Genomic DNA, 17,043 nt, shown 5'->3' with positions numbered 1-17,043 from the left:
CCTGGTCCGGCCAAAAGCCAAAATGATACAAAAGCGAGAAAAATTGAGATAAATGGGCAAACAAGTATCAGGTGGATAGTCTTTCTTTGAGAAGCGTGAAATATACGCTTAAATAAGCCATCTCTAAATCCATGTTATGAAAGGTAGCCAACTACTTTCATTGATATTTTGTCTGTTCATCAGTGGATTATGCCGCGCAACAACTGCGGATACCACCGGCATGTTCAAGAATCCTTTACTGGGCTCCGGCCCTGATCCCTGGGTGGTAAGGCACAATGGCGCATATTATTATATGCATACCAACGGCCATAGCCTGGTAATGAGAAAAACAAAGAGTATGTCGGCCCTGGCCCGGTCATCCGAAATGGTGATCTGGAGGCCGCCGGCAAAAGGCCCCAATGCAAGGGATATCTGGGCGCCTGAACTGCATCGCCTTAACGGAAAGTGGTACGTATACTATACCGCCGGATCGTCTGACAGTATTCATCCCCAGCACACCTTTGTATTGGAAAATATCGCGGATGATCCTGCTACCGGCAGCTGGACCGATAAAGGGCAGATAGCAGATCCCGTTCACCCGGAGCATTTTGCTATAGACGGTACCGTTTTCCCTTATAAAGGCCGCAACTACTTCATCTGGAGCGGGCATAATGGAAAAGATGCGGTACAACGCCTTTATATTGCTCCTATGAAAGATCCATGGACGCTGGCCGCTGAAAAAGTGGAGATAGCTGCACCGCAATATCCATGGGAACAAAACGGTATTAATGAAGGCCCTGAAATCCTTCTGAATAAAAAAGGAGAGGTATTTCTTGTTTTCTCCGCATGCGGCTGCTGGACAGAAAACTACATACTCGGTATCATGAAATTAAAGCCCGGCGCGGATCCTATGCTGCCGCAAAGCTGGACCAAATCGCCGGATCCTGTATTGAAAAGCAAGCCGGAAAACGGCGCCTACGCACCGGGGCATAACGGTTTTTTCAAGTCGCCCGACGGGAAGGAAGACTGGATCATCTATCACGCCAACTCCAAACCAAACCAGGGCTGCGGCAACCAACGCAACCCGCGTATACAAAAGATCAGCTGGAAGGCCGACGGCACCCCGTTTTTCGGAGACCCGGTGAAAATAAATACATGGATTAAAGATCCTTCAGGAGAATAAAATCACTTTAAGAAAATATATGAAAAAGAAGTACCTATTTTTTGCACTGGCACTTGGATTGGCGAGCAGTACAGCAATAGCGCAACAGCAGGATTGGAAAATGGTAGGAGGAAGGATCGCTTCTACCTGGAGCGAAAAGGTATCCCCGGCAGCTACTTTGCCGGAATATCCGCGCCCACAGCTGGTTCGCGGCAACTGGAAAAATCTGAACGGTTTGTGGAATTACGCCATCAAAGCAAAAGATGAAAATCAACCTGCAACCTGGGATGGCAAAATACTGGTACCCTTTGCGGTTGAATCAGCACTGTCGGGCGTAGGCCGCACCGTTGGGAAAGATAGCACGCTGTGGTACAACACCACACTGACGCTGCCTTCCGGCATGCAGGGAAAAAGAATACTGCTTCACTTTGGCGCATCCGACTGGCGCACTACCGTATATGTAAATGGCAGGGAAGCAGGCAGCCATGAAGGCGGATTCGATCCGTTTACCTTCGATATCACCTCCCTGGTAAAAAAAGGCAAGCAGGAAATCGTAGTAAAGGTATGGGACCCCACTGATGATGGCGATCAGCCAAGAGGCAAGCAGGTAAAGCGTCCGGAAGGGATCTGGTATACGCCTGTAACCGGGATCTGGCAAACGGTATGGGTAGAAGCCGTAGCAGATACCTATATCGCATCCACCAAACAAACACCTGATATTGATCAGCAAACCCTCACCGTAGCTGCCAATGTAGAAAACGCAAAAGCAGGCGATGAAGTGAAAGTAGTTGCTTACGATGGTGGCACCAAAGTAGCTGAAAGCGTGATCAGCGGTGATAACGCCGTGCTGAAAATAGCGTCGCCTAAATTATGGTCGCCCGAAAATCCTTTCCTCTATAACCTCACCCTGACGGTTACACGTAAAGGTAAAGTGATAGATGAAGTGAAAAGCTATTTCGCTATGCGCAAATCTTCTATTGGTAAAGATGCCAATGGAATAGAGCGCATGCTGCTGAATAACAAATTCGTATTCCAGTACGGCCCGCTGGATCAGGGCTGGTGGCCCGACGGTTTATATACCGCACCTACTGATGAAGCCCTGAAATTTGATATTGCACAAACCAAAGCCATGGGCTTTAATATGATCAGGAAACATATTAAAGTAGAGCCTGCACGCTGGTATTACTACTGTGATCAGCTGGGTATGCTGGTATGGCAGGATATGCCAAGTGGTGATCTGGGCAACGGCTGGGAGCCACGCCCCGGTATTATAGGCCGAGGTTCCGATCAGAAACGCTCTGCTGAATCAGAAGGATATTACCGGAAAGAATGGAACGCTATCATCGACGAATTATACAACTATCCTTCTATCGTAGTATGGACACCGTTTAACGAAGCATGGGGACAATTCAAAACCGTGGAAATTGCGGAATGGACCATGAAGAAAGATCCGTCCCGCCTGGTGAATACAGCCAGTGGCGGTAATTTCTATCCTGTAGGGCATATTATTGACCTCCATAACTATCCCGAACCTGCAATGCCGGATCCGGCTATTTATGGCGATAAACGCGCTATTGTTCTGGGCGAGTTCGGCGGGCTCGGTTTGCCGGTGAATGGCCACGTATGGCAGCAAAAAGATAACTGGGGCTACCAGAGCTTCAAAAATGAAGAAGATCTGTTTAAACGGTACAGCGGTTTTACCGATCGCCTGGAAACGCTCATTAAACAGGGATTATCTGCCGCAGTGTACACCCAAACCACCGATGTGGAAGTGGAAACGAACGGCCTGATGACCTACGACCGGAGAGTACAGAAGATGCCTGTAGAAAAATTAAAAGTGATTCATCAGAAGTTATATAACCCGGCTTTGGTAACTATAAAACCATAACGATGAAAAAGCGAAAGTTGTTTGGCTTATTGATACTTTCCGCTTTTTTGGCTGGTCATATCCCGGCAGGTGCAGCGCATCTGCCGGGCGCCAGAGCCGATACCAATACCAATACCTTTGTAGCGCCGGTATACACTACGCTGCCACTGGGCGCCGTAAAGCCGCAGGGATGGCTGCTGCATCAGCTGCAGATTATGCGCAACGGTACCAGCGGCCACCTCGATGAAGTATACGGCAAAGTAAAGAACGATAACGGATGGCTCGGAGGAAAAGGCGACGGCTGGGAAGAAACACCCTACTGGCTGGATGGAGCAGTGCCGCTTGCCTACCTGCTCAACGATGCAACATTAAAGAATAAAGTACTGCGCTACATCAACTGGACCCTGGATCACCAGCGCCCCTCCGGTTATTTTGGCCCCGTTACCAAAGCAGAAAGGGAAAAAAATATACCCGTTGGCGTTAGTAATGCTGCGGATGGCGACGACTGGTGGCCAAAGATGGTAATGCTGAAAGTACTGCAACAATATTATACGGCCACAAATGATACCCGTGTTTTATCTTTTATGACGCGGTATTTTCATTATCAGCTGGAGGTGTTAAAAACCTGTCCGCTTGGTAAATGGACAGAATGGGCCACCTCACGGGGCGCCGAAAATGTAATGGTAGCACAATGGCTGTACAGCATCAATAAGGATAAAAAACTGCTTGAACTGGCTGCCCTGCTGCAATCACAGGCTTTTACCTGGAGCAGCTGGCTGGGCAACCGCAGCTGGGTAATAGACGCCGCTGCACAGCAAAACGATCAGCACTGGATGCGCCGCCACGGTGTGAATGTAGGTATGGGCCTGAAAGACCCCGTGATGAACTACCAACGCACCGGCAACAAAAAATACCTGCAGGACCTGCATACCGGTTTCGCCGACCTGATGAACCTGCACGGGTTGCCAATGGGTATTTTTTCTGCCGATGAAGATCTTCACGGTAACGCCCCTACGCAGGGAACGGAATTATGCGCGGTGGTGGAAGCCATGTTTTCACTGGAGGAAATTATCGGCATCACCGGTGATCCGTTGTACATGGATGCACTGGAGCGAATGACCTTTAACGCATTACCTACACAAACCACAGACGATTATAACAACAAGCAATACTTCCAGGTAGCCAATCAGGTGAATATAAAAAGAGGGGTATTCAATTTCTCGCTGCCGTTCGACCGGGAAATGAACAACGTACTGGGTATGCGCAGCGGTTACACCTGCTGCCTGGCCAATATGCACCAGGGCTGGACAAAATTTGCTACCCACCTCTGGTATGGCACCGCAGGCAACGGTTTGGCAGCGCTTACCTACAGCCCGAATGAAGTGACTGCAAAAGTGGGAAAGAATAATATACCTGTTACAATCCGTGAAGTGACCGGTTATCCCTTTGAAGAACAGGTGCTTTTTCGTATAGCCACGCAAAAAGCGGTTGTATTTCCACTGGAACTACGTATCCCCGCATGGTGTGAGGAGGCCTCTGTGCTGCTCAACGGGGAAAAGCTGCGCACCGCAAAAGGAGGTCAGGTAATTACCGTAAACCGCAACTGGAACAATAACGACCAGCTGGTACTGCAATTGCCCATGCAGGTGCGTACCTCCAACTGGGGCCGTAATTCACGTACTGTAGAAAGAGGTCCGCTTGTATACGCATTGAAGTTAGAGGAGCAATGGGAGAAAGGGCATGATGAAGCAGAAGGAGATTATTTCAGCGTTTACCCCAAAGGAGAATGGAACTATGGTCTGCCGGAAAAGATTATCCGGGAACCGGCTAAATACCTGCAGGTAAGCAACGTGAAACCTGTAACAGACACATTTGTATGGAACCTGGCAAATGCACCTGTAGCAATTACCACCATTGGCAAACAGATTCCCGAATGGAAACTTGTAGATGATGTAGCGCCACAACCCGTAACAGACAGGAACGGTGTTTATAAAGGCAAAGTAAGCGATAAAGAAACCAATATTACCCTGGTGCCCTATGGATGTACCAAGGTGAGAATTGTAGCATTCCCGGTAGTGAAGTAAACAACAGCCCTGGGCATATTCAACCAAAACGACAGTTATGTAAGACTGATAATTTAAAAAGACCACACAAAAACTTGTTATGAAAAAACGATTACGTTTCCGCAATTCAATCCGGAAAGTGATACCAGGCGCCTATTGCCGGCTGCTTACGGTATTGTTGCTTTCCCTTGGCCTGATGGCCCATGCTGCCCCTGCAGATATGGTGATTACCGGTAAGGTAACAGACGATAAAGGGATACCATTGGTAGGCGTATCAGTCAATCTAAAAGGTACCAACAAAGGGACCGCTACTGATGGCGCCGGTAATTACTCCCTCTCTGTTCCTGAAAATAACGCCGTACTGGTATTTTCCTATGTAGGATTTTTAAAACAGGAAGTACCGGTTGGCAGTAAAAAAGTAGTGAACGTACAACTCGAAACCGATAGTAAAGGATTGGGAGAAGTAGTAGTGGTGGGGTACGGTACACAGAAAAAAGAATCCCTCACAGGCGCCATCTCCGGCGTTACCAGCAAAGACCTGGAGAGAGTGCATGCCTCTACTGTGAGCGCTACCCTGGCGGGTAAAATTCCCGGCGTATCTTTTCGTATGCCCGATGGCCGCCCAGGTGCAGGCGCTAACATCCAGATCCGTAACTTTGGAAACGCCCTGTATGTAATTGATGGTATACAGAAAGATGCAGGCCAGTTCAATAACATCTCCCCCAACGACATCGAAAGCATTACAGTGCTCAAAGACGCCTCTGCAGCCATTTACGGCGTAAGGGCTGCAAATGGGGTAGTGGTGGTAACTACCAAGAGAGGTAAAATGGGTGCAGGAAACACCATTAACGTAGACGCCTATACGGGATGGCAGAACTGGTCGAGGTTCCCCAAAACAGTAAACGCCTACGAATGGATGCTGGGTAAGGCAGATGCAGAAATGAATGATGAAAACCCCCATACGGACATCACCAGGGAAGAACTGGAAAAGTGGAAAGCCGGAACTGAAAAGGGATACAGGAGCTTCGACTGGTACGACTTTATCATCAAGAAAAATGCCCCGCAGAATTCCATTAATGTAAATGCTACCGGCGGTTCTGAGAATATCAACTATTATCTTTCCCTCACCCGCCTGGATCAGAAATCAGTACTGGGAAGGGAGTTTGATTTTAACCGCACCAACATCCAGAGTAATGTGGATGCCAAAGTAGCCAAACGTGTAAAAGTGGGCGTACAGATCAACGGCCGTATTGAACAGCGGGATAATCCCGGTGTACCCGGTGGCGATGACTACTGGGCGCCCCGCTTCGCCCTGTTCCGCAACAGGCCTACAGAAAGGGCATACGCCAACGACAATCCCCTGTATCCAAACGATATAGGCCATAACACGGAGAACTGGGCGGTGCAGTCAAAAGCTATCTCCGGCTACTGGACGGAAGACTGGCGCGTACTACAAACCAACTTTAACGCAACGTATGAAACGCCTGTTAAAGGGCTTACACTGAAAGGCATGTATTCGTATTACTTCGCTGACAAGCTGATGAACGGTCACGAATATACGTACGATACCTACACGTACCAGGAAGCCACCGATACCTACCTGCGGACCGGCGGAAGCTCCAACCCATGGCGGGAAAGAGGCACGCATAAAGTACTGGAAAATGTACTGCAGGGCCAGATCAACTATAACAACACTTTCGGCAAACATACCATTGGCGCCACGCTGGTGTCTGAACGTATCAAACGCAGGGAACTGGATGTATGGGCGCATGCCGTACCAAAAAGTAACGTGCTGCCGCTGATCCAGTTTTCCGATATGGACACCTACAATGATAAAGACTGGACAGAAGCCCGCGTAGGGTACATTGGCCGTTTGAACTATGGCTTCGCCGATAAATACTTCCTGGAAATTGCCGGCCGTTATGATGGCTCCTGGAAGTTTGCCCCGGACAGAAGATGGGGCTTCTTCCCATCTATCTCCGGAGGATGGAGGATCACAGAAGAGCCCTTCTTCAAAAGCTGGATCGGCAGGAATTCTATTCTGACAGAATTAAAGCTGCGCGCTTCTTATGGAGAACTGGGTGATGATGACATCGGTATCGGGGCATACGACTACCTGCCAGGATACACCTACGGCACTTCCACGGTGATCCTTGATGGTACGGTGATAAGAGGCTCCCGGGATAAAGGTGTTCCCAACAACCGCCTCTCCTGGTTTACCAGTAAAATTGCCGACGTAGGATTGGATTATCAGTTGTGGAACGGTAAAATATCCGGTGCGCTCGACTTCTTCAACCGTAAACGCTCCGGCTTACGGGGCCGCAAATACGATGTGCTGGTGCCAAGTGAGATCGGCTACAACCTGCCGGATGAAAATGTGAACAGCGATTCACAGAGAGGTGGCGAGTTTTCTGCAGCTTACAACGGCCAGGCCGGCAAAGTAAGCTTTATGGTAGGAGGTAACGTATCCTATTCCCGCAGCAGGTTCCTGGAAAGCTACAAACCCATATGGGGCAACTCATGGGATCATTACAGGAACTCTATCGAAGACCGCTGGAATAATATCTTCTGGGGATATGAAGCCATCGGCCAGTTCCAGTCGCAGGAAGAGATCAACAAATACCCGGTTAACATCGACGGGCAGGGTAACAAAACTTTGTTGCCTGGAGACATTATCTATAAAGATATGAACGGCGATAACGTGATCAACGATTACGATCAGCGCCCCATCGGCTACCAGACAACCGGTAACCCTACCGTTAACTTCGGTTTGAACTTCGGCGTAAGATGGAATGGATTCGACTTTACAGCCGACTTTTCCGGCGGTTCCATGTATTCCTATAACCAGAACTGGGAAATGAGATGGCCTTACCAGAACGGCGGTAACCTCCTGAAACAATTCTACGACGACCGCTGGCACCGTGAAGATCCTTTTGATCTGAACAGCAAATGGATCCCCGGTAAAAACCCGCCGTTACGCTTTAACAAGGGTGGTCACAGCAACTATAACAAGCCATCCACCTTCTGGCTGCAGAATGTGCATTACCTGCGGTTGAGGACAATGGAGATCGGATACTCTATTCCACAGCCGATACTGGACAGGATTAAGTTTAAGAAAGTAAGGGTGTATGTAAATACTTACAACCTGTTCTCCCTGGATAATGTGAAAGATCTTGGAATAGAACCGGAAATAGCAGATGAGAACGGATTGCAATACCCGCAGAATAAGCTGGTGAATGTTGGTTTGAACTTTACTTTCTAAGTAATAAATAAGTTTCGTTATGAAAAAAAGTTTGTTATATATAGGTCTTTGTGCACTCGTTTTAAGCACGGCTTGTAACAGGGATAAGGAATTTCTCAATGTACCTCCCACTGATATCCTGCAGAATGAGCAGTTATGGAATGATGAAGGATTGATCCTGTCTGTACTGGCGGATCTGTACGACCGTTATCCCGACAGGCAAACAGATGTCAATAATTCCCCTATCCCGTCTATGGTGGTACAAACCATTGATAACTGGGGAGAGTTTGCCCGGTTTGACGAAGCCTTTGCCTCTGAGAACGGCCAGTACTGGCGGCATAGCTTTGTTGACTATCCATACGTGTTCCCGGGCATGATCATTAAGGGTGGCGCAGAAGTAACCTATTGGGATTATGCCTACATCAGGGAGCTGAATATCTTCATTGAAAAATGTGCTGCCTCTACAAAGCTGAAACAGGAAGTGAAAGACCGCTTTGTAGCAGAAGCGCGTTACCTGAGAGCAGTAGTATATTTTGAAGAAGTGAAAAGAGTAGGAGGCGTGCCATTGATCCTTAAAGCGATGGAATACGACTATAAGAACGATCCTTCCTACCTGCAAAGCCCGCGCGCAAAAGAATCTGATATCTATGATTTTGTGATCAGCGAAATGGATACGGTAAAGAAATATGTGCCGGCAAGCCCGATCAGCAAAACCCGTGTTACCGTAGGACTGGCACTGGCCACCAAAACCAGGGCAGCGCTGTATGCCGGCTCTATTGCAAAGCATGGCGCTGAAACACCGCAGGTAACACTGCCAGGCGGAGAAGTAGGTATTCCCGCATCAAAGGCCGCCGCTTATTATAATACTGCCTTACAGGCTGCACAGGAGCTGATAGCTACCGGAAGCTATTCTTTGTATAAAAAGAATACCGATAACCTTACGCAGAATTTCATCAGCCTGTTTATAGATAAAGGCTCCAACCCGGAAGTGATATTTGCAAAGGATTATAAGCTGCAAAGCGGAAGGGTACAACCCTGGACCTTATGGAGCCAGCCCCGCTCCAATGCAGAAGAACAACAGGGTGGCCGTTTGAACCCATCACTGAATCTCGTACAGTCGTTCGAGTTACTGGACAATACCTTTGCGCCGTTGCCTATCAATACCGCCGGCGGAGACTATATTTACTATAACGATCCGCTCGACCTGTTTGCCAACAGGGATCCGCGTTTGGCCGCTACTGTTATGCTGCCCGGATCTGAGTTCAAAGATAAGAAAGTGGATATATGGGCCGGTTATATTAAGAAAGACGGCAGCATTGTTACCGGTGATAACTTTGGTGCGAAGGCAAAGCTGGAGCCAGGTGGCCCGGATGTGCAGGTAGTGGGTTTCGACGGACCGGTAAATAACCTGGAGTTCAGTGCGCAATCCGGTTTTATTATCCGCAAGTATATGGACCCCACTGTTGGCTCCGGCCGTATTGGTACCCAAAGCGAGGTATGGTGGATCCGCTACCGCTATGCTGAAGTATTGCTGAATGCGGCGGAGGCAGCGTTTGAACTGGGACAGGCAGGCGTAGCTGCAGGCTATATCAACCAGGTACGTGAAAGGGCCGGATTTACCATCCCGCTCACCGCCGCACAGATCACCTTCGACCGGATCGTACATGAAAGAAAAGTGGAACTGGCCTTTGAAGGGCACGAGTTCTGGGATATGAAACGCTGGCGTTTGGCGCATAAGATATGGAATGGCGCTAAAGTTCCGCTCACTACTACCCCCGGAAGCGCTACCGCTGTGAGCACCCGTGTATTTGGCCTGTGGCCGTATAAGGTGTATGACCCCGGAAGCCCCAATAACGGGAAGTATGTATTTAAACAGGTATTGCCGGGAGCAGTTACTTCTGCACACCTGTTCCGTTTGGGAAATTATTATGCTTTTATTGATGAAGGTATCCGGAGCAATAATCCAAAGATAGTTAAGAATCCTAACCAGTAAAGTGATTTATTATGAGAACTAAAATTCAGTATGCTATATTCATTGCGTTAGGTATATTCTCTGCCTCCTGCAAGAAAGATAATTATAAAGCGCCGTCCAGTACTTTTAACGGCAGGTTGGTATACCAGGGCGAGCCCATTAATGTGAGCTATAATGACGTGTATTTTGAATTATGGGAATCAGGCTGGGGAACAAGAACGCCTATAATCGTGAATGTTAGCCAGGACGGATCGTTTTCAGCATTGCTGTTCAACGCTGCCTATAAGCTGTTGATCCCGTCTTCCCAGGGACCATTCATCTCTATCCCGGACAAAACAACCAATACAGATACCATACCGCTGACTATTTCCGGCAGCCTGCGCCAGGATATTGAGGTAATGCCATATTACATGATCCGCTCCCCGAAATTTACAGCAGTGGCCAGAAAGCTTACTGCTACTTTCAGCGCGGAAAAGATCATCAAGGATGTAAACGCCCGCGATATTGACCGGGTATTCCTGTATGTGAGCAAAACCCAGTTTGTGGATAACAGGAACAGCATCAAAACAGCTGAACTGGCAGGTGGGGATATTACCAACCCCGCTAATATCAGTTTACAGCTGGATATTCCGGATGTGCAGCCTGCGCAGGCTACCGTGTTTGCCAGGATTGGCTTAAAGATAGCCGGCGTGGAAGATCTGCTGTTCTCCCCGGTACAGGAGATCACGCTGTAAAGAATGATGAACAGATTGTTAACATGCCCGCCGGTTCCCCGGCGGGCTTTTTTATGTTGTTTAAAGTTTAGTCTTAAATGCTGCAATTTGAAAATCTATGAAATCACCCTAAATTTGAATTAAAACAGCCTTATAAATCATGCCCTTTATACAGATCTACCTGGGAAATCATCTTTCCCAACAACATAAAAAAGATATTTCACTCGCTGTTCATCAAAGCCTGGTGGATATCTTCAACGTCCCGTTAGATGATTACTTCCAGGTGATCCATTCTATGGAACCAGGTGATATTCTTTACCCTGAAAGCTACTTTGATGTACCACACACGGACAATCTGATCTATATCCGTATTACATGCAAAGCCGGCAGAACGCCGGATATGAAGAAGGCGCTGTATGAAAAAATTGCGTCCCGTATAGCTGCAGCTACGCCGGTAAGTATTGATGATGTTGTGATTATCCTGGTGGAGAATGAATTGGCCGATTGGTCATTTGGCCGCGGTATTGCGCAGATGATCCAATAGGCATGTTACCTGGAATAATGTAACTCCAGTACGCTATTGGAATAGGTTTTGGATCCTGTTAACCGGAACACTTTGTCTGCTGGTATCCCCCCAAATAATGGGCGCCCGCTCCCCAATGCCACCGGTATTACATGGATAATCATTTCATCGATGAGGTCAGCTTCCAGGACTGTACCATTCAGCTGCCCACCGCCAACAAGCCAGATATCTTTACCTGTTTGCTTTTTAAGATGCGTTATAAACTCCGTAACATCTCGACTGATAAATTTTACAAAAGGTGTATCTGTGAGTGTGCTGTCTCTTGTAAAAACATAATTTGTTTTATCAGGGTATGGAAATGTTTCACTGAGTATCAGCACCTCTTTGTAGGTGCTGTTGCCCATTAGCGTAGTATCAATAGTGGCCAGGAAATCCGCGTAGCCGTAATCCGTGTTCTCAGGATTGGGGAACCCGGTTAGCCAGTCAATTTTTCCTTCATGGTCAGCAATAAATCCATCCAGGCTAACAGCGATATATGCCTTCAGTTTTTTCATGTTTTTTTGCGCAAAGATGAGGATTGAACAGTAAAGGAAATTGTACAAAATTTTCTGTATTGATAATTACAGGATCAGAATAATAGGATGAAAAAAAATATCTGTGGAGATATTTTTTTGCTCTTTATGAAGATATTACATTTGATAAATAATGACACATGGAACAGGGTACCTTTCAACAATTGCTGACCAGGTTTGATGCTTTGGAAGGATGGAAGCAATGTTGTTGAAATTAAATGTGATGGGAACAGGATTTGATAGACGAACACCTGGCCTTTACAGAGCAGTATCAAATATCACATTAGGAAACGTTGCATGAGTGAGTCCCCGCTGCACCGCGTATTTATATTTTGATGGCGTTATCCCGGTAAATGACTTGAATATCCTGATAAAATGAGCCTGGTCATAAAACCCCTGATCATACGCTACTTCCGTTAGCGGCATTTCCGGTTGTGCTGCAATTTGCGCAACAGCTGCATTTACCAGGCTTAACTGCACATATTTTTTTGGTGTCATTCCAAACACCTCCCCACAGGATTGTATGTACTTTTTAGAAGAGATCAGTTTGCCGGAGATATTGGCGCTGATATGCCCTTTTCGTAAACTACCCTGATCCTGCAATGCGAGCACTTCTTCCGGAATCGTTTGAGGGCGCGCCTTACGCAACAGGTATTGTTCCAGGATCCGGAATTTATCAGTTGTCAGCTCAGCAGCCTCCAGCGCATCTGTCAAAGACACGGCGGATGCGCCCCATATATCCGTCAGGGTTAGTAATCGCCCGCTGAGCTTTGTAGCAGCAAACCCGCAAAGACGATACAGCCCAAACGGTTTCAGCATGATCCCCAACGCTTTGTAATGACCTTTAACCCGTGTAATTACAGGTTGCGTGTATAAACCGGAAACACCGCCCTGCCGGCTGTATTGAAAAGAAGGTTGTGCTGCCCCGGTAACAGAAAAATGCCCGCCAAAGTTAATGATCAGCTCCTGGTGAAGGAACGGAATATTGTAGGTAGACAGCTGCATATTCCCGGATTCATGATACCAGCAGTAATCAATAGCATCGCGCAGCTCATTTTGTGGTATGTGTATAACGGCATCCATGAATAGCCAAAGGTACAGATAAAGGAAATTAATCTGTAAATTGGGCGCAGGTATGGATAACGTTACAACAGGAAAACAATTACCACGCTGGCAGCTTTTTCTGCTTTCCTTCAAAGAAGCATACAAGGCATTACAGGCCGCCGACCCGCTGCGGATGGCCGGTGCTACTGCTTTTTTTACCACCTTTGCATTACCCGCCATCCTCATCATTATCATCCAGCTGCTGCGTATTATTTTCCGGATCCAGCACCCTGGTCAGCGTTTGATGAAGCAACTGGAAAATATGTTTGGACAGGAAACAACCGAAGCCATCCTTGGAACATTGAAAGCTTTCCGCAGCATTGCTCAAAACTGGATCATTGCCATTGCAGGATTTATTTTCCTGCTGTTCGTAGCTACCACGCTCTTCAAAATCATTAAAGGATCCCTGAATGAGCTGTGGAAAATAAGGCCCATCCATAAAAGCAGCTTTGGAGAGATAATGGTATCCCGGCTCAAAGCTGTACTGGTGATCGTTTTTGCAGGCGTTCTTTTTATCATCGACCTGGTAGCGGAAACCGCACGCACCTTTCTCGGGAAGTACATAGACCTGTACCTGCCTGCCCTGGGCAGTTATTATAACGGCACCCTTAATTACGTAATTTCCGTCATCATTGTTACTATCTGGTTTTTCCTGGTATTCCATTTTCTGCCGGATGGGCGCCCCCGCTGGCGCGTGGGTATTACCGGTGCACTGGTAACCAGTATCCTGTTTAATATGGGGAAAATGGTATTGAAAGTAATGCTCACCTACAGCAGTATCAACAGTATCTATGGAGCTTCTGCCTCTACTGTGCTGGTGCTGTTGTTTATGTTTTATTCTTCCCTGATCTTTTATTTCGGGGCCTGTTTTACCTATGCCTGGGGCACGCTTACCAATCGCCCGGTGGAACCGCTGCCTTATGCCGGCAGGTTTGAGATCACCCCTGCGGATGACTGATACTTCAGCTTGATAACAAGGCCCCCTGAATGGATAAATAATGCTATTTTACAGGGATAGTATTCCGCCTATGAATAACAAAATTTCACTAAAGGAAAAAATAGGGTATGGCTTTGGAGATATGGCTTCTTCCATGTTCTGGAAGTTATTCGGGATGTACCTGTTATTTTTTTATACAGATGTAATGGGCATTGCTGCCGCAGCAGTAGGCACCATGTTCCTGATCACCCGTATATGGGATACCTTTTTTGATCCGGTGGTAGGAACGTTATCGGACCGAACCCATTCAAAATGGGGGAAGTTCCGGCCTTACATTTTATACATGGCGGTACCTTTCGGTATCACCGGTGTACTCACTTTTACCACACCGGACTACAACGCCACGGGCAAGCTGGTATACGCTTACATCACCTACTCCGCCATGATGATGATCTATTCACTGATCAACGTACCATATGCCTCGTTGCTCGGTGTAATCTCCGCAGATGGAAAGGAGAGGAATACACTGGCCTCTTTCCGTATGGCTTTTGCGTTTGGCGGCAGCCTGATAGCACTGGCGCTGATAGAGCCCCTGGTTAATTTTTTCAGTAAAGCCGGCGGAAAGGAAAACCTGCAGGCCGGCTGGCAGCTGGGGGTAGCAGTAATAGCGGTTATCTGCGTAATTTTATTCCTGTTGTGCTTTGCCTGGGTAAAGGAAAGGGTGCAACCTATCAAAAACGAACAACCCTCCCTGAAGGAAGATATAAAGGATCTTTATAAGAATAAGCCCTGGTGGATATTACTGGGAGCAGGTGTTGCAGCGCTTATTTTCAATTCCATACGCGATGGCGCCACCCTTTACTATTTCAAATATTATATCCGGGATATGGATGCTTTTAAACTGGGTGGAATGAGCATCACCTGGTCCACCTTGTACCTGGTACTGGGCCAGGCGGCGAATATAGTAGGCGTCATCCTGGCCTCTCCCTTAGGCAATAAAGCAGGCAAGAAAAATACCTACCTGGGGGCTATGGTAATAGCTTCGGCACTTAGTATAGCGTTTTACTGGCTTGGAAGGGACCAGCTTACACTGATCTTTGTATTCCAGTTCCTCATCAGCATTTGTGCGGGGATCATTTTCCCGTTGCTCTGGTCAATGTATGCCGATATCGCAGACTACTCCGAATGGAGGAACGGGCGCCGTGCTACAGGGCTCATCTTCTCGTCTTCGTCCATGTCGCAGAAATTCGGATGGACCATCGGTGGTGCGCTCACCGGTTGGTTGCTGGGCGCCTTTGGTTTTAAAGCCAATGAGGTACAGGCGGATGCCGCGCAGAATGGCATCCTGTTAATGCTTAGTTTTTTACCGGCCATAGGTTCGGTATTGTCTGTCATATTTATTGCCATGTACCCGCTTGCTGAAGAGCGTATCGCTATTATATCAGCGGAACTGGAACAAAGAAGAAAATAATGCAGCAGGAATTAAAAACAGCACTGGAAAAAGAACTCACAGCTATCCTTGGTTACTGGATGAATCATACACCGGATAAAGTATACGGAGGTTTTTACGGGAAGCTGGGAAATGATAATGTTCCTGTACCGGAAGCGGCAAAAGGAGCTGTATTAAATGCCCGTATTTTATGGACATTTGCCGCTGCCTGCAATCATACGCTTGATCCTGTATACCTTGCAACGGCAGACCGTGCATACCGTTATTTTAATGCGCACTTTATTGATCATACTTATGGAGGCGTATACTGGACGGTAGACTATAACGGGCGGCCGGAGGAAACAAAAAAACAGGTATATGCCATTGCCTTTGCTTTGTATGCCTATAGTGAATACTATAAAGCAACTGCGCATCCGGAAGTGCTCACAGCAGCTATCTCTCTTTACAACAGTATTGAACAGCACAGCTTCGATCCTGTGCATGATGGCTACTTTGAAGCCTTTACACGCAACTGGCAGGAAATAGCAGACCTTCGCCTCAGCGCAAAAGATGCCAACGAAAAGAAAACGATGAACACCCATCTGCATGTGGTGGAAGCATACGCCAATCTCTACACCGTTTGGCCGGATCAGCAACTGCGCATCCAGATAAAACGTTTATTGCAATTATTCCATGATAAGATCATCGATAAGAAAAGCGGGCATCTGCATTTATTTTTTGATGAACAATGGCAGGTAAAAGGCAATAACATTTCCTACGGGCACGACATTGAAGCCAGCTGGCTGCTGCTGCAGGCAGCGGAAATCATTGAAGACGCTGTCCTCATCGATCTCTACAAAAAACTGGCCCTGCTGATCACCGATCTCACCCTGCAGGAAGGAACCGATAAAGACGGCGGCCTCTGGTATGAATATGAAACCGCCCAACAACATATGGTTGCTGAAAAGCACTGGTGGCCGCAGGCCGAAGCACTGGTAGGGTTTATCAATGCCTGGCAACTACAGCCACAGGGGCCTTACCTGCAGCATGCACAAAACACCTGGCACTTTATTGAAAAGCACATCATTGATAAAACCAACGGCGAATGGTTCTGGGGTGTGTATAAAGACTACTCCATCATACCGGAAGACAAAGCAGGGCTCTGGAAATGCCCCTACCACAACGCGCGCGCCTGCCTCGAAGGCCTGAAGCGATTGTTGCCGCCTTCGGCGGCTGAAATTGTCTTGGAGCAGGATTAAACTGATTAATCATGATTACCCTGATTGGATCATGCTGATTTTAAAAGATTCTGGGAGATGAAATCGAAAATATCCACTTTTATTCTTCCTAATTACTATCAATTATTAATCATAAAATCATAACACAATCCAATCAGGGTAATCATGATTAATCAGTTTAATCCTGCTCCAAGACAATTTCGGTCGCCGAAGGCGACCCCCACCAATACGGAATTCGCATTT

Annotated in this window: 12 protein-coding genes; 10 read left to right on the top strand and 2 right to left on the bottom strand. The window is 47.4% G+C overall.

The window, feature by feature from the left end:
• Nucleotides 1-136 precede the first annotated feature (136 nt).
• The 7 genes from ABIE50_RS28275 to ABIE50_RS28245 all read left to right on the top strand — a co-directional run bounded on the left by ABIE50_RS28275 (nt 137) and on the right by ABIE50_RS28245 (nt 11,541).
• Nucleotides 137-1,162 (top strand): glycoside hydrolase family 43 protein, encoded by a 1,026-nt coding sequence (locus tag ABIE50_RS28275; protein ID WP_209861770.1) that lies wholly within the window; start codon nt 137-139, stop codon nt 1,160-1,162.
• Between the two features lie 19 nt (nt 1,163-1,181).
• Nucleotides 1,182-3,029, top strand: coding sequence for a glycoside hydrolase family 2 protein (locus ABIE50_RS28270; RefSeq protein ID WP_209861768.1), 1,848 nt, complete (start codon nt 1,182-1,184; stop codon nt 3,027-3,029).
• Nucleotides 3,030-3,031: 2 nt separating this feature from the next.
• Nucleotides 3,032-5,092: a beta-L-arabinofuranosidase domain-containing protein gene (locus ABIE50_RS28265; RefSeq protein ID WP_209861766.1), complete on the top strand. Its 2,061-nt coding sequence runs from the start codon at nt 3,032-3,034 to the stop codon at nt 5,090-5,092.
• Nucleotides 5,093-5,171: 79 nt separating this feature from the next.
• Entirely contained in the window at nt 5,172-8,333 is a 3,162-nt protein-coding gene (locus ABIE50_RS28260) for a SusC/RagA family TonB-linked outer membrane protein (protein ID WP_209861764.1), read from the top strand.
• Nucleotides 8,334-8,352: 19 nt separating this feature from the next.
• Nucleotides 8,353-10,305 (top strand): RagB/SusD family nutrient uptake outer membrane protein, encoded by a 1,953-nt coding sequence (locus ABIE50_RS28255; protein ID WP_209861762.1) that lies wholly within the window; start codon nt 8,353-8,355, stop codon nt 10,303-10,305.
• 11 nt (nt 10,306-10,316) lie between these two features.
• A complete protein-coding gene (locus ABIE50_RS28250) occupies nt 10,317-11,018 on the top strand; it encodes a DUF3823 domain-containing protein (RefSeq protein WP_209861760.1) in 702 nt (233 codons plus the stop codon).
• 139 nt (nt 11,019-11,157) lie between these two features.
• A complete protein-coding gene (locus ABIE50_RS28245) occupies nt 11,158-11,541 on the top strand; it encodes a tautomerase family protein (protein WP_209861757.1) in 384 nt (127 codons plus the stop codon).
• Nucleotides 11,542-11,546: 5 nt separating this feature from the next.
• Here the strand turns inward: ABIE50_RS28245 and ABIE50_RS28240 are convergent, their stop codons facing one another.
• Complete coding sequence (locus ABIE50_RS28240) at nt 11,547-12,074, bottom strand: dihydrofolate reductase family protein (RefSeq protein ID WP_209861754.1); 528 nt, start codon at nt 12,072-12,074, stop codon at nt 11,547-11,549.
• A 276-nt stretch (nt 12,075-12,350) separates the two neighbouring features.
• Nucleotides 12,351-13,175: an AraC family transcriptional regulator gene (locus tag ABIE50_RS28235; protein ID WP_209861751.1), complete on the bottom strand. Its 825-nt coding sequence runs from the start codon at nt 13,173-13,175 to the stop codon at nt 12,351-12,353.
• A gap of 52 nt (nt 13,176-13,227) precedes the next feature.
• On the opposite strand from ABIE50_RS28235, the gene ABIE50_RS28230 reads away from it, so the two are divergent.
• The 3 genes from ABIE50_RS28230 to ABIE50_RS28220 all read left to right on the top strand — a co-directional run bounded on the left by ABIE50_RS28230 (nt 13,228) and on the right by ABIE50_RS28220 (nt 16,821).
• The gene (locus ABIE50_RS28230; protein WP_209861748.1) at nt 13,228-14,154 is read left to right on the top strand and encodes a YihY/virulence factor BrkB family protein; all 927 of its coding nucleotides are present in this window, start codon (nt 13,228-13,230) and stop codon (nt 14,152-14,154) included.
• A gap of 70 nt (nt 14,155-14,224) precedes the next feature.
• Nucleotides 14,225-15,604, top strand: a complete 1,380-nt coding sequence (locus tag ABIE50_RS28225; RefSeq protein WP_209861745.1) for an MFS transporter — start codon at nt 14,225-14,227, stop codon at nt 15,602-15,604.
• Nucleotides 15,604-16,821: an AGE family epimerase/isomerase gene (locus ABIE50_RS28220; RefSeq protein WP_209861742.1), complete on the top strand. Its 1,218-nt coding sequence runs from the start codon at nt 15,604-15,606 to the stop codon at nt 16,819-16,821. Before ABIE50_RS28225 ends, ABIE50_RS28220 begins: the two co-directional genes overlap by 1 nt.
• Nucleotides 16,822-17,043 lie beyond the last annotated feature (222 nt).

Origin of the sequence: Chitinophaga sp. OAE865 (assembly GCF_040546735.1) — a bacterium.
Lineage (GTDB): Bacteria > Bacteroidota > Bacteroidia > Chitinophagales > Chitinophagaceae > Chitinophaga > Chitinophaga polysaccharea_A.
The sequence above is the reverse complement of the archived record's forward strand: the minus strand, read 5'-3'. Positions and strand labels throughout refer to the sequence as shown.

Bases quoted from the DNA above. Each gene is read 5' to 3' on its own strand.
- ABIE50_RS28260 (WP_209861764.1), top strand. From the start codon at position 5,172: ATGAAAAAACGATTACGTTTCCGCAATTCAATCCGGAAAGTGATACCA.
- ABIE50_RS28275 (WP_209861770.1), top strand. From the start codon at position 137: ATGAAAGGTAGCCAACTACTTTCATTGATATTTTGTCTGTTCATCAGT.
- ABIE50_RS28225 (WP_209861745.1), top strand. From the start codon at position 14,225: ATGAATAACAAAATTTCACTAAAGGAAAAAATAGGGTATGGCTTTGGA.
- ABIE50_RS28250 (WP_209861760.1), top strand. From the start codon at position 10,317: ATGAGAACTAAAATTCAGTATGCTATATTCATTGCGTTAGGTATATTC.
- ABIE50_RS28230 (WP_209861748.1), top strand. From the start codon at position 13,228: ATGGATAACGTTACAACAGGAAAACAATTACCACGCTGGCAGCTTTTT.
- ABIE50_RS28255 (WP_209861762.1), top strand. From the start codon at position 8,353: ATGAAAAAAAGTTTGTTATATATAGGTCTTTGTGCACTCGTTTTAAGC.
- ABIE50_RS28245 (WP_209861757.1), top strand. From the start codon at position 11,158: ATGCCCTTTATACAGATCTACCTGGGAAATCATCTTTCCCAACAACAT.
- ABIE50_RS28265 (WP_209861766.1), top strand. From the start codon at position 3,032: ATGAAAAAGCGAAAGTTGTTTGGCTTATTGATACTTTCCGCTTTTTTG.
- ABIE50_RS28240 (WP_209861754.1), bottom strand. From the start codon at position 12,074: ATGAAAAAACTGAAGGCATATATCGCTGTTAGCCTGGATGGATTTATT.
- ABIE50_RS28220 (WP_209861742.1), top strand. From the start codon at position 15,604: ATGCAGCAGGAATTAAAAACAGCACTGGAAAAAGAACTCACAGCTATC.
- ABIE50_RS28270 (WP_209861768.1), top strand. From the start codon at position 1,182: ATGAAAAAGAAGTACCTATTTTTTGCACTGGCACTTGGATTGGCGAGC.
- ABIE50_RS28235 (WP_209861751.1), bottom strand. From the start codon at position 13,175: ATGGATGCCGTTATACACATACCACAAAATGAGCTGCGCGATGCTATT.